The 12793-nt window shown below is 60.7% G+C and carries 17 protein-coding genes; 14 read left to right on the forward strand and 3 right to left on the reverse strand.

Annotated elements, in window-relative coordinates:
• The first annotated feature begins 53 nt into the window (after positions 1-53).
• The 8 genes from RLCC275e_RS31635 (at position 54) to RLCC275e_RS31670 (ending at position 3735) form a co-directional block, all read left to right on the forward strand.
• Complete coding sequence (locus RLCC275e_RS31635; protein ID WP_033184268.1) at positions 54-650, forward strand: 2-hydroxychromene-2-carboxylate isomerase; 597 nt, start codon at positions 54-56, stop codon at positions 648-650.
• Between the two features lie 199 nt (positions 651-849).
• Positions 850-1410, forward strand: a complete 561-nt coding sequence (msuE, locus tag RLCC275e_RS31640; RefSeq protein WP_033184267.1) for an FMN reductase — start codon at positions 850-852, stop codon at positions 1408-1410.
• A gap of 11 nt (positions 1411-1421) precedes the next feature.
• Positions 1422-1619: a hypothetical protein gene (locus RLCC275e_RS31645; RefSeq protein ID WP_033184266.1), complete on the forward strand. Its 198-nt coding sequence runs from the start codon at positions 1422-1424 to the stop codon at positions 1617-1619.
• A 33-nt stretch (positions 1620-1652) separates the two neighbouring features.
• Complete coding sequence (locus RLCC275e_RS31650; protein ID WP_165402842.1) at positions 1653-1829, forward strand: hypothetical protein; 177 nt, start codon at positions 1653-1655, stop codon at positions 1827-1829.
• A 13-nt stretch (positions 1830-1842) separates the two neighbouring features.
• Positions 1843-1992: a hypothetical protein gene (locus RLCC275e_RS31655; RefSeq protein WP_165402105.1), complete on the forward strand. Its 150-nt coding sequence runs from the start codon at positions 1843-1845 to the stop codon at positions 1990-1992.
• Positions 1993-2062: 70 nt separating this feature from the next.
• Positions 2063-2644: an RBBP9/YdeN family alpha/beta hydrolase gene (locus RLCC275e_RS31660; RefSeq protein ID WP_033184338.1), complete on the forward strand. Its 582-nt coding sequence runs from the start codon at positions 2063-2065 to the stop codon at positions 2642-2644.
• A gap of 11 nt (positions 2645-2655) precedes the next feature.
• Entirely contained in the window at positions 2656-2964 is a 309-nt protein-coding gene (locus RLCC275e_RS31665) for a hypothetical protein (protein ID WP_028743214.1), read from the forward strand.
• A gap of 3 nt (positions 2965-2967) precedes the next feature.
• The gene (locus tag RLCC275e_RS31670; protein ID WP_011654270.1) at positions 2968-3735 is read left to right on the forward strand and encodes a gamma-glutamylcyclotransferase; all 768 of its coding nucleotides are present in this window, start codon (positions 2968-2970) and stop codon (positions 3733-3735) included.
• A gap of 24 nt (positions 3736-3759) precedes the next feature.
• Here the strand turns inward: RLCC275e_RS31670 and RLCC275e_RS31675 are convergent, their stop codons facing one another.
• The 3 genes from RLCC275e_RS31675 to tauA are packed head-to-tail and all read right to left on the reverse strand — an operon-like array spanning position 3760 to position 6469.
• Positions 3760-4614 carry an ABC transporter permease subunit gene (locus RLCC275e_RS31675; RefSeq protein WP_033184265.1) on the reverse strand — a complete coding sequence of 285 codons (855 nt, stop codon included), beginning with the start codon at positions 4612-4614 and terminating at the stop codon, positions 3760-3762.
• Entirely contained in the window at positions 4611-5399 is a 789-nt protein-coding gene (locus RLCC275e_RS31680) for a taurine ABC transporter ATP-binding protein (protein ID WP_033184264.1), read from the reverse strand. Before RLCC275e_RS31680 ends, RLCC275e_RS31675 begins: the two co-directional genes overlap by 4 nt.
• 56 nt (positions 5400-5455) lie before the next feature.
• Positions 5456-6469, reverse strand: a complete 1014-nt coding sequence (gene tauA, locus RLCC275e_RS31685) for a taurine ABC transporter substrate-binding protein (RefSeq protein WP_130671322.1) — start codon at positions 6467-6469, stop codon at positions 5456-5458.
• A 216-nt stretch (positions 6470-6685) separates the two neighbouring features.
• Here tauA and RLCC275e_RS31690 point away from each other — a divergent pair, with 216 nt between their 5' ends.
• From RLCC275e_RS31690 to RLCC275e_RS31715, 6 genes are all read left to right on the forward strand, one after another.
• Positions 6686-8047 carry an FAD/NAD(P)-binding protein gene (locus RLCC275e_RS31690; protein ID WP_033184263.1) on the forward strand — a complete coding sequence of 454 codons (1362 nt, stop codon included), beginning with the start codon at positions 6686-6688 and terminating at the stop codon, positions 8045-8047.
• A gap of 201 nt (positions 8048-8248) precedes the next feature.
• Positions 8249-8941: a GntR family transcriptional regulator gene (locus RLCC275e_RS31695; RefSeq protein WP_033184262.1), complete on the forward strand. Its 693-nt coding sequence runs from the start codon at positions 8249-8251 to the stop codon at positions 8939-8941.
• 416 nt (positions 8942-9357) lie between these two features.
• Positions 9358-9960 carry an amino acid synthesis family protein gene (locus RLCC275e_RS31700; RefSeq protein ID WP_033184261.1) on the forward strand — a complete coding sequence of 201 codons (603 nt, stop codon included), beginning with the start codon at positions 9358-9360 and terminating at the stop codon, positions 9958-9960.
• 14 nt (positions 9961-9974) lie between these two features.
• Positions 9975-10820, forward strand: coding sequence for an alpha/beta fold hydrolase (locus RLCC275e_RS31705; RefSeq protein ID WP_033184260.1), 846 nt, complete (start codon positions 9975-9977; stop codon positions 10818-10820).
• On the forward strand, positions 10817-11752 hold the full coding sequence (locus tag RLCC275e_RS31710) for a flavin reductase family protein (protein ID WP_033184259.1): 936 nt from the start codon (positions 10817-10819) through the stop codon (positions 11750-11752). Before RLCC275e_RS31705 ends, RLCC275e_RS31710 begins: the two co-directional genes overlap by 4 nt.
• On the forward strand, positions 11749-12789 hold the full coding sequence (locus RLCC275e_RS31715) for an LLM class flavin-dependent oxidoreductase (protein WP_033184258.1): 1041 nt from the start codon (positions 11749-11751) through the stop codon (positions 12787-12789). Before RLCC275e_RS31710 ends, RLCC275e_RS31715 begins: the two co-directional genes overlap by 4 nt.
• Positions 12790-12793 lie beyond the last annotated feature (4 nt).

The raw sequence follows: 12793 nt of genomic DNA on the forward strand, positions 1-12793 counted from the left end.
TGCCGTCGATCATTCGACGCCAGAACAAACCACCTCGTAGGGAACATGCATCAGTGACCAAATCAGTAGAATATTTCTTTTCGATCGGCTCACCCTGGTCCTACATCGGCTTCGACGCCTTCGCCGAACTTGCAGCGAAGAACGAGGTCGTCATCACGCCCTATCTGACGACGGTGGTCGAGGAAAACGGTGGTATCTTTTCGCGCAACCGCCCGGAGATCCGGCGCGCTTATTGGACGCGGGACCTCAAGCGCTGGGCGCGCGTGCGCGGCAAGGAACTGCGGCTCGAACATCGCCCTGATTTGAGTGATCCGACGCCAGCGTCCCTCTTCGTTATTGCGGCTTACCTCGATGGACAGGATTGGATCGGCGTTGCCCGCGCCCTGCAGCACGCCTTCTGGAGCGAGGCGAAGGATATCGGCAAGCCAGATGTGCGCGAGGCGATCGTGACAGCAGCAGGTTTCGATGGCGCCGCACTCCTCAGGCGACAAGCCGACGACGATGTCCAGAACAAGTGGTCGGCGGACCGCGTGCATGCCCGCGACAGCGGCGTCTTCGGCTTTCCCACCTATGTCTTTGATGGCGAGATCTATTGGGGACAGGACAATTTGCCCTTCCTCGAACGTCATCTTCACGGCGACAAGCCTTAGACTTGAAGCAAGTAATGCGGCCGCAATGAATTGCAGCGTCCCGAGGTCGCAGATGTCGATGGCGGTCGACATGCAGCCTATGCGTGCCGGAGCGGTGGCGAACGTTTTTTTCAACCAGGCGAACAAGGAGAGACGCATGTTTCTTTAATCTATCAATTTTGTAGACAATAGTTGGGGCAACGCAAAGAGAGGAAAAACCATGTCAGGTTTCAAACTCGTCGGCATCGCTGGCAGCTTCAACCGTCCATCGAAGACATTGGCACTTGTGCGGCACGTCGCCGAACGTGCGAGCATTCGCTACGGATTTACCAGCAAGACCTATGATCTGCACGATGTCGGTCCGTCGCTGGGCAGCGCCTTATGGCGCAAGGATCTCGACGCGCAGGCCAGGCGTGTCGTCGACGAGATCGTGCAGGCCGATGCCCTGATCATCGGCTCGCCGACCTATAAGGGCTCTTATCCTGGCCATTTCAAGCACCTGATCGACCTGATCGACCCCCACGAACTTCGGGGCAAGCCGATCATCATCACGGCAACCGGCGGCGGTGACCGGCATGCGTTGATGGTCGAGCATCAGCTTCGGCCGCTGTTCGGGTTTTTCATGGCCCACACCTTGCCGACCGCCGTTTATGCGTCCGATCGCGATTTCACAGACTATGTGGTTTCATCCGACGCGCTATTGGCCCGCATCAACGAAGTGATCGGCGAATTGGCGGCCTTCTTTCCCCGCACAAATCCGGCTCTGGCGGCAGCCGGGTAGGAGTCGCCGCGATGGCTCGATCTCAGGAAGCAACGATCACCGATGCGGAAACGCCGAGGCCAAGCGATCAATTGTGGAGCGTCTTCGAATTCGCTCGACGATATCGTCTCGCCAAACGCGAGGAGAACCGCCTGCTGATGCTCTACGGACCGACGGCATCGCTTCACGTTCTACTCGCCAATGCACAACGTCATTCGCTGATTTCCTAACCGAAGAATACCGGTTCCTGACAGGAGGTTCGCATGAAGCTTGATTTCCACTTCTGGCTAAAACTCACGATAGGCCGGCTGCTGGAGCCGAAGACGCCGGCTGCGCGCGAGCCTGTAAACGGATTGCGTGCGCGGGACGACGAGCGCGACCGGTCCGCCCGCGAATACGAACTCCATTATTGGGGCACCATGCCCGGCCTTTGGTATTGAGGAGAACGGTGTGATGGCGATTGTCGTTGAGACCGACCTGCGTCGGCACGGTGCGAGAGGAGCGGAAGGCAGCGTCATGTCGCATTTCGGGCATGCGGCCGGAATCTGCACGATCGTCAGCTCCTTCACATTCCTGTTCGCCCTGGTGATCGGGCTGGTCTGATGAGTGAGGTCAGATGTTTGCCCCGATCGGGAAAAAGACCGGCGCGCGGCTTCAGAGAGGATGCCGGCAGATGATCGATGTACTTATTCTTCCCGGGCTTTTCGGCTCGGGAGAAGGGCATTGGCAACAGCACTGGCTGCAAGATCGGCCGGGCAGTCGTTGCGTCGTTCAGGACGACTGGGATCATCCGAACCTTGACAACTGGCTGCTGCGGCTGGAAGGCGCGCTTGAAGAGACCGGCGAGGCCTATCTGGTTGCCCATAGTCTCGGATGCCTGCTTGCCGCCCATTTGGCCGGGCGAAGCGCAGCGCGGCGCGTCAAAGGAGCATTGCTCGTTGCTCCATGCGATCTGCCGGCCACGGAAAACCTGCATCCGGGGCATATCTCGTTTGGCGGCATGCCGACGGCGCCTTTGCCTTTCCCGAGCATCGTCGTCGGCAGCATGAACGATGCCTACATGACGGTCGATCGGTTGACCCTGTTCGGTCGCCTGTGGAACGCCGAGACCCGGAATATCGGCCTTGCCGGGCACATCAATGTTGCCAGCGGCTTTGGCCGCTGGCGCAACGGCTACCGATTGCTGGAGGGCTTGAAGACGCAAACGCGCGGTCGAAGGCATGTCGTTTCCATGCCGCCGGCTTTTGCTATGTGAGTGGAATCGCAATGTCCGACATTGTCGCCGACCTGCTGCGCCTTAGCGAAGATCCGAATGCCGACCCGAGGACCCGGCGCCGCCAAACCATGGAGCGGCTGGTGCAGACGCTGCTCGCCATGGCAGATACCGAAATGGGATCGGAAGATCCGCAGCATCGCCATTCCATCATTCATTTGACGACGATCATCCGCAAGATGACGGGAAGGATCGCAGAGGCCGATGATGCGACGTTTTCGGCAATCGTCAGGGAGGCCGCGATGCTGATACGCAGCCTGCAGCGGCGCCAGGCCGATGCGGCCAGATTTACGGTGCACTGACGCATGACGGATATCCGGGAGCATAAGCTGGTGACGATCCGGGGAAGCAAACTCTTGATGACCGGATCAACAATGGCTCTGACGGACGAGCTCGTATCGCTGAGCCTTCGCCCCGCGATCGATGTCGGCCCCGAGCCACATCGAAAACCGCTGACCGAAGCCGAGGTGGAGATGCTCGCCAACCGGCTTCTCCATGAGTCTACCGGCGCCCCGCTTTGGATCTTCGCCTATGGATCATTGATATGGAAGCCGGACTTCGACGCCGTCGAATCGCAGCATGGCGCAACAAGAGGGTGGCATCGCTCCTTCTGCCTGCAGATGACCCGCTGGCGGGGAACGCGGTCCCAGCCGGGACTGATGATGGCACTTGATCGTGGTGGACGTTGCAACGGCATCGTCTTCAGGCTTGCCGATGATGATCGCCTTGGCCAGATTCGGCGGTTGATCCGCCGTGAGGTCGGCACGATCGAAGACGCAGCGACGGTTCGCTGGATCCCGGTCGCGACCGCACATGGGCTGGTGCGCGCGCTGGTCTTTTGGGCTGGTCCGAAAGGCGAGCGTGTTTCCCGCAAATTGCCGCTGGAGACGGTGGCGCAGGTGCTTGCGAGAGCCTGCGGACACATGGGCTCCTGCGCCGAGTATCTGTATCTGACGGTGAAACATCTGGAAGAACGTGGCATCCGGGACCGCAATTTATGGCGGCTTCAGAAGCTGGTCGCAGCCGAGCTCGTCGCCATACACGGGCTGAACGCCGCGGCAGGAAGCCACTGAATATCGCTCCCTGGCGCCCTCCGGTCAGAGCTTGCCCTTCCAGGGCACGAGGTACGCCTCCAGAAACCGGATGGCGGCCGAGAAGGTGAACGCGCAGATCGCGATGATGCCGATACCGACGAAGACGACGTCGGTCGCCAGGAACTGTGAAGCCGACATGATCATGAAACCGATCCCGCGCGTGGAGGCGATCAATTCAGCCGCAACCAGCGTACCCCAGCCGACACCGAGCGCAATTCGAATGCCGGTGAGGATCTCGGGCAGGGCCGACGGCAGGACGATATCAAGGAAGAGCTGCAGCCGGCTCGCGCCCAGCGAACGCGCGGCATTGACGCGCTCGATCGGCAGCGCACGGACGCCGGCCTGGGCCGAGAGGCAGATCGGTGCGAACATCGCAAGCACCAGCAGCGTGATCTTCGACGTCTCGCCGATGCCGAGCCAGATGATCATCAGCGGCAGGTAGGAGAGCGGCGGAAGCGGCCAGTAAAACTCGATCGGCGCGTCGAGCACCCCTTTTGCCCATTGGTTCAGGCCCATGAGCAAGCCGAGCGGAATGCCGGCGGAGACGGCGATGAGGGCGGCGACGACGATGCGGAACAGGCTTGCAAAAACATGCTCGGACAGCGACGCTCCTGCGTAACCGTCGCGATAGATGGCGCCGATCTGTGTCAGCACCTCGTCAGGACGCGGCAGAAACAGGTGTGGAACGACACCGAGCGCAGAGACGACCCACCACAAAAGCAGTATGGCCAGCGCTGTCGCAATGCTGATGGCCGCCGTCGATTTCTCGCCGGCTCCAAAGCCCGCCATTTTCACCAGCTTGACCTGGCGGTCCTCACTACCAGCCGCAATCGACGGTGCCTGCACTATATCGCTCATGCGGCGCTCCTGAGGTCTTCGGTGCTGTGGAGAATGGCGCGGATCTCCTCGCGCAGCTCGGCAAATTGCGGCGACGCCTTGATCGATCGGGCGTCGCCGGTTTCGGCGAAGCGGCGAACGAAATCCAGATCGAAGCGTGCCACGACGCGCCCCGGTCGAGGTGACATGACCAGGACCTGCGTGCCCAGGAACAAGGCCTCTTCAATCGAGTGCGTGATGAAGAAGACCTTCTTTGCCGTCTTATCCCAGATGGAAACCAGCAGTTCCTGCATCTGCTCGCGCGTCAGGCTGTCGAGTGCGCCGAACGGCTCGTCCATCAGCAGGATGTCGGGATTTGTCGCCAGAGCCCGTGCGATGCCGACACGCTGGCGCATGCCGCCCGACAGCTCGTAGGGAAAAGCGCCGGCGAATTCGTCGAGACCGACGAGCCGGAGCAGCTCCAGGGCGCGCGCTTGGCGCTCCCTGCGCTTGACCCCGGCGAATTTCAAACCGAGCGCGACATTGTCGATCACCGATTTCCAGGGCAGCAGCGAGTCTTTCTGAAAAACGACGCCACGATCTGCGCCGGGTTGTTCGACCGCGCGGCCATCGAGCGTGAACCGGCCATCCGAAAGCGGAAGGAAGCCGGCAATCGCGTTGAGAAGGGTTGATTTGCCGCATCCCGAAGCACCGAGTGCGACGACGAAGCCCCGTTCGGGAATATCGAAGGAAACGCGATCGAGCGCGTGAACGGTCCGCCCGTCGCGGGCTGCGAAGAAAACGCTGGCGTGATCGACTTTAAGCATGTTGCCGCTCGCAAGTTCGATGCCGGCGCGGTAAGCCGCGCCGGCGCTGGGGAGGATCAGTTGCTGACGCCGGTGAGGGCATCTGCGGTGACGAAGGCGCCGTAATTCGCCTGTACATCGGAAACCTTGCCCTGTTCCTTCAGGAACGATGCCGTGTCCTTGAGAATCTTGCCGGCACCCGCCTTTTCGCCGCCGCCGAGCCAGGCATCCGATGCCTGGACCTCAGGTGTCAGAAGCGTGAGGTTCTTCAGGGCCGAGGCCTGCTGGTCAGCTGTTCCGCCGAGAAGCTTGGCAAGTGATTTGGCGTTGTCGCTGTCGGGACCCCAGGCGGATTTGTCCGATGCGAAGGACGCGTAGTATTTGTTGATGACCGAAGCGAAGCCCTTCAGAAAGTCCGGGTTGTCGGCAGCAAATTTCGAGGCCGCGACCCAGGCGGAGAATGTCGGTGCACCCTTGTCTGCCACGTCCTTGGAGGTCACGAGAACCTTCCCGTTCTTCTTCAGTTCGGTGAGCGCCGGATCCCAGACGAAGCCGCCATCGATATCGCCGCGATTATAGCTGGCGACGATTTCGGGCTGGGGGATGGCGAAGACCTGAACGTCTTTTTCGGTCAGGCCCAGCGATTTGATCAGCGCCAGCAGCTGATAGTGGTCCGTGGATACCGGCGCGGCAGCAAGCTTCTTGCCCTTCAGATCATTCAGGCTTTCGATACCGGAGCCGTTGCGGACGACGAGAGCCTCGTCGATGCCCGAGATGGAGGCGAGGTAAAAGGCCTTGACCTCGAGACCGCGTGACACTGCTGCCGCAAATGGGCTGGAGCCGACATAGCCGATCTGGACGTCGCCGGAGGCAATGGCGGCGAAGATTTCGGCGCCCGAATTGAACCTGCGAAAGTCGATCTCGTATCCCGTCTCCTTGGCGAATTCGCCATTGGCGATCGCCACGGAAGACGGCAAGGCGTCGGTCTGATAGGCGACAACGACCTTCTTGTCCGCCGCTTCGGCGACAACAGCCGTTGCAAAAGTGCCGACGCCGACGGCGATCGCGGCAACCAAATTCCTGAAATTCATCTTGAGCCCCTTTGTTCAGGGCCGGACGGCCCTTGATCTCACCCTCAAAAGCGTAATGGTTGGGGAGGGGCTAGCGGGAGAAATAACAAACTATATTTATAGACAATAGAGATAATTGTTTCGTGATTCTGCCGCTTGTGCGATCAACAGGGACCGGCGAGCGACATTGGGCTTGAATGACGAAATGTCTCGATGACGCTCTGAGCTTCAGGGAGAATGCATTTGGCATATGATGTTATCGTGGTCGGTTCCGGTTTTTCAGCGATAGCGGTTACCTGCAATCTCATCGAGCAGCTTCCCGCTTCGGCGAAGGTCGCCGTCGTCGGCGACGATCCTGGCTTCGGCCGCGGGACGGCGTACCGAACGGAGCTCTATCTCCATCGCCTCAATGTTCCGGCCGGCCGCATGAGCCTTTTGCCGCATCAACCCGACGACTTTGTCGACTGGCTTAAAAGCCATGGCCGTCCGTTGCAGGCCGGCGATTTCGCCTCGCGCAGCGATTATGGTCTTTATGTCCGCGATACGCTTGCACGGTTGCTTCGAAAGCGGGACGGCCGTTGCCGGGTCGATTTCATCAAGGCTAAGGCAGCGGGATGCGTTGAACGTTACAGCAGCACGCTGGCCTTCCATCTCGGCAACGGTGACGAGATTGCCGGGAAGACCGTGGTGCTCTGCCTCGGCGTCGGGAACGCGACCCTTCCGGTCGCTCCGGACGGAATTCCGCCATCGCTGCGATCGCGGATCATCGAGAACCCGTGGCGGCTTTCGTGGCTGAGGCGCGTCGCACCATCCGATGCGGTGTGTATCCTAGGATCCGGCCTGACGATGATCGATCAGGTGCTGGCGCTTCGCGCCCATGGCCACCGCGGCAGGATCGATGTGCTTTCGCGGCGCGGGCTCGCACCCCTCGGGCACGCTTGGAAGCCGCCAGTGCCTCTGCCGATCGACGTTCAGGCGCTTCCGGATACGATCAGCGGCATATTGAAGACCCTGCGTGCGAAGAGCAGGACGGTTGCCGACTGGCGAGCCGTGATGGACGGTCTGAGGCCTGCAACGCAGGCTCTCTGGCAACGGCTTTCGAGCGAGGAGCGCGCACGCTTCCTCAGGCATGCGCTTCCCTGGTGGAACATCCATCGTCACCGGGTCGCGCCTGACGTGTTCGACAGGTTTGAGAAACTGATCTTAGACGGAACCGTTCGTTTCCACGCGGGTTTCCTGAAATCGCTCGGGGCCGAGGAGGGCCGGCTCGTTGCCGGCTACAGGGTCAGAGCGACGCGCGAAATCGCCGAGATCAGGGCAGACTGGCTCGTCAACTGCACGGGAATGGAGCGGGCCGGGATCAGTCATTCACCGCTTTTGAAGGAAATGAGCCGCTTTGAGTTGATCGTCCCCGATCCTCTTGGCCTCGGGATCCAGGTGGATGCCGCTTCCGAGGTGATAGCCCCGTCCCGGATATCGCCTGCCCGACTATTTGCGGTCGGCGCCCTGACGGCAGGACAATTCTGGGAGATCACGGCCGTTCCGGATATCCGGGTGCAGGCCGAGGCCGTGGTCAAGGAGATCGTTTCCAGAGGCTAGCTCGCGACATGTAGGTAGCAGATCAAAGTGCTACAGCGTGCTTTGCGCGTCTGAAAATACGCGCGGCGGTATAGGTCCGCACGGCGCTTGTTGAATTGCCGGGCGCCGACAGCTACAGTATCTGGTACGCCATAATACGATTCTTGCATTCGGCTGCCGCGGCGGAAGTTGAGCGTGCAAAGTCCAACACTGAGGTACAGAATGAGCGGCGCTCTGAAGGACGCAATTAGAGTCGAGCGTCCTGCAAAGACCTTGCGGGAATTGGCGCTCGACAAGGTCCGCGAAGCCATCGTCAACGGATATTTTCGTCCCGGAGACCGCCTTGTCGAGCGTGACCTCTGCGCCCAGCTCGGCGTCAGCCGAACAGTCGTGCGCGAGGTTCTGAGGCATCTTGAATCGGAAGGGCTTGTCGCCAATCTGCCGAACAAGGGGCCGATCGTCGCGCAGCTCGACATCGACGAAGCCAAACAGATCTATGAGATCCGTGGCGCGCTGGAAGGCATGGCGGCGCGGTTGTGCGCGGAGCGCCGCAGCCCGGAGATTGTCGCCGCACTGGAGGAATCTTTGGCCGGGATCCGCAACAGTTACCGCGACAACGATATGGCCGCTGTGCTGACGAACACCTCTTCCTTCTATCAGACGCTGTTCACCATGGTTGACAGAAACGTTGCCTGGGGTGTCGTCAATCTCCTCACCGTGCGCATCAACCACCTGCGCTCGATGACGATCAAGACGGAGAGGCGCGGCATCGAAGGACCGCTGCAGATGTCGAAGATCGTCGACGCCATCCGCCGCGGTGACGGCGAGGGGGCTTACCGGGCGGCGATGGATCACGTCGCCGCCGCGAGCGCGATTGCCGAAGCCGTGCTGTCGGCGAAGAAGCCTGCCGACTAGGCACGAGAGGCCCCACTGCAGCTTCCCCGCAGGCCCCGGCAAAGCTCGGCTGCCGATATCACTCCCGGCATTCGCGATGATGTTCCGCGCAATTCTGCGGAATCCATACTACCCGCTTGACACCCAACTTTGTCCAATGTGATGGTATGCCATATTAAGTAATATATAAGGCAGTACCATGAACTGGGATGACTGTGACTACTGGACTCGCCCTGTCTCCGCGGGGCGCCACCATTTCGTTTGTCAGCTGACAACGCACTGAAGGGAAGTAAGCGCCGCCGCCCGGGGAGTCGAAGGTTCGCACGCGCGCCAAATTCAAAATCTCCGCCTCGGCCTGAACTGCGCCTCGCAGCAACCAACTTGACACTCATATATTATGGTATACCATAATACGAAATTGAGAAATGAGGTGCTCGATGGCCATTCAAATTCGCAAGACGGGACTGCAGATTGAAACCACGTTGATCGAAGGCGGCAAGGCCGCGGCGGTTCCGCTGAAGCTGTTTACCGCCTTCGCGGTCGTGAAGAATCCCTGGGCGGGTCGCGGCTTTGTCGACGACCTCAAGCCCGAAATTCACGCAGGCGCTCCGGTGCTCGGCGAGCTGCTGACCAAGATGATCATCGATGCTGTCGGGGCCGGCGATGCTGTCGAAGGATATGGAAAGTCCGCTGTCGTCGGTCTGGACGGCGAGATCGAACACGGGTCCGCGCTCATTCATACGCTGCGTTTCGGCAATTTTTATCGCCAGGCCGTCGGCGCCAAGTCCTATCTCGCCTTCTGCAACACACGCGGTCCGGCCAATGCGCCGATCATGATCCCGCTGATGGACAAGAATGATGAAGGCCGCCGTTCGCACTACCTGACCATCCAGACGTCGATCCCCGACGCGCCTGCCGCCGATGAGATCGTCGTGGCTCTCGGTGCTTCGATAGGCGGGCGCCCGCATCACCGCATCGGCGACCGCTACCAGGATCTGAAAGACCTGGGGCAGGACGTTGCCAATCCCGCGGGCGTTTGAAGGAGCGCTCTGAGATGCTGACAGCCGGATCGACCACACGCACCGCTGCAGCAACGAACGCCGCCGGTGCCTTGCCCCGAAAGGCGACGGCAAGCGGAACGGCCTATCATGAGGCCGGCAGCGGCGAGCCGTTGGTTCTCATTCATGGCGTCGGCATGCGGCTCGAGGCCTGGGCTCCGCAGATCGCATTCCTGTCTGCAGGCCATCGCGTCATCGCTGTCGATATGCCGGGACATGGCGAGAGCGCAAAGCTGCCGGCGGGCAGTCGGCTCGAGGAGTTCGTCGCCTGGTTCGGACGCTTTCTCGACGAGATGGCAATCGACACGGCAAATGTCGTCGGGCACTCGATGGGCGCACTGGTTTCAGGAGGGGCGGCCGCGACCTTTGGCGAGCGGATCAGCCGCGTCGCCTACCTCAACGGCGTCTACAGGCGTGATCCTGAAGCAAAGGCCGCCGTCCTTGCGCGCGCCGCGGCCATTCCGGTATCGGGCGTCGACAAGGAAGGCCCTCTGGCCCGTTGGTTCGGCGAAGATGCGGACAGCGTCACCGCGCGTGAATTGACGCGAAAGTGGCTGAACCTCGTCGATCCCCAAGGATATGCCGTCGCTTACGCCGCTTTCGCGGGAGGAGACGAGACCTATGCTGACGGCTGGAAAGACGTAGCTGGTCCGGCCCTGTTTCTGACGGGGTCCGATGATCCGAACTCGACGCCCTTGATGGCGACGCAAATGGCAGAGCTTGCGCCGCGGGGCTACGCCCGCATCGTCGAAGGGCATCGTCATATGGTGAACCTGACCGCGCCTGATATCGTCAATTCGCTGCTCGCTGAGTGGCTATCGTTCGGGGAGGATGAACGATGAAAATCCAGACTGTCGACCCAAGAGCACTGCGAGATGCATTCGGGGCTTTTCCGACCGGGGTGACTGTCGTCACCGCCTGCGACGGGGATGGACATCCGATCGGCTTCACGGCGAACTCCTTCACCTCGGTCTCGCTCAATCCACCGCTTCTCCTCGTCTGCCTTGCCAAGACGTCGCGCAATTTCGCCATCATGACCGGAGCGCAGCATTTTGCGATCAACGTGCTTTCGGAAACGCAGAAAGACGTGTCGAACACCTTTGCGCGACCGGTCGAGGATAGATTTGCGGCGGTCGAGTGGGCGAGGGGATCGGCAGGCTGCCCGATATTCTCGAACGTGGCGGCCTGGTTCGAATGCGCCATGGAAGAGGTCATCGAGGCTGGCGACCACGTCATCTTGATGGGTCGCATCGAAGCTTTCGACAATAGCGGCCGCAACGGTCTCGGCTATGCGCGTGGCGGTTACTTCACGCCGACGCTGGCAAGCAAGGCGGTGTCCGCGGCAAGCGAAGGCAATATGGAACTTGCAGCCGTCGTCGAACGTCGCGGGGAAGTTCTGCTGCTCGGCGAAGATGTGCTCTCCCTGCCCAGCGTCGACGCCCATGACGGCAGCCCGACCGAGGCACTGCAAAAATACCTGGAAACACTCACCGGGCTGAAGGTCAGCATCGGCTTTCTCTATTCGGTTTATGAGGGCAAGAGCGACGGCAAGCAGCACATTGTCTATCACGCCGTTGCCGGAGAGGGCGAGCCTGCCGGCGGCAGGTTCCTGAAGCCTGACGCATTGGTTGCGGCAAAGTTCAAGACCAGTTCGACAGCCGATATCGTCAGCCGTTTTGCGATGGAAAGTTCGATCGGCAATTTCGGCGTCTATTTCGGCGACGAGACCGGCGGCACTGTTCACCCAATTCCAGCCAAGGACGCAAAAGCATGAAATTCTCCCTCTTCGTCCATATGGAGCGGCTCGACGCCAGCCAAAGCCATAAGAGCCTCTACGAGGAATTCGTCGCGCTTTGCGAGATCGCCGACAAGGGCGGGATGCACGCGATCTGGACGGGTGAGCACCATGGCATGGATTTCACCATTGCGCCCAACCCGTTCGTGACCATTGCCGATCTGGCGCGGCGCACATCGCGGGCACGGCTTGGGACGGGAACGGTGATTGCACCCTTCTGGCATCCGATCAAACTCGCCGGCGAGGCCGCCATGGCCGACATCATCTGCGACGGAAGGCTGGATATCGGTATCGCGCGCGGGGCTTATTCCTTTGAATATGAACGTTTGCTGCCCGGCCTCGATGCCTGGGGTGCCGGCCAGCGCATGCGCGAGCTCATCCCGGCGGTCAAGGGCATATGGGCCGGCGACTACGCCCATGACGGGGAATTCTTCAAATTCCCTTCCACCACCTCGGCGCCGAAACCGCTGCAGCAGCCGAACCCACCCATCTGGGTGGCCGCGCGCGATCCGAACTCGCACGAATTTGCCGTCGCCAACGGCTGCAACGTTCAGGTCACGCCCCTCTGGCAGGGCGACGACGAGGTTCAGTCGTTGATGGAGCGCTTCAACGACGCCTGCGCCAAACATCCCGAGATCGAGCGGCCCAAGATCATGTTGCTGCGCCATACCTATGTCGGCTCGTCAGAAGACGATGTCGCCCAGGCCGCCCATGAGCTCAGCGTCTACTACAATTACTTCTTCGCCTGGTTCAAGAATGAGAAGCCGATTACCCAGGGTCTGATCGAGCGGATCCCGGACGAACAGATCAGAGCAAACGCCATGCTGTCGGACCAGGTCATGCGCACCAACAATGTCGTTGGCGACGCTCAGACCGTCATCGACCGGCTCAAGGCGTATGAAGTGCTCGGCTATGACGAATATTCCTTCTGGATCGACACCGGCATGAGCTTCGAGCGCAAGAAGGCGTCGCTCGAGCGTTTCATCACCGAGGTCATGCCGGCATTTCAGGAGTAAGACC

Source organism: Rhizobium brockwellii (assembly GCF_000769405.2).
Taxonomy (GTDB): domain Bacteria; phylum Pseudomonadota; class Alphaproteobacteria; order Rhizobiales; family Rhizobiaceae; genus Rhizobium; species Rhizobium brockwellii.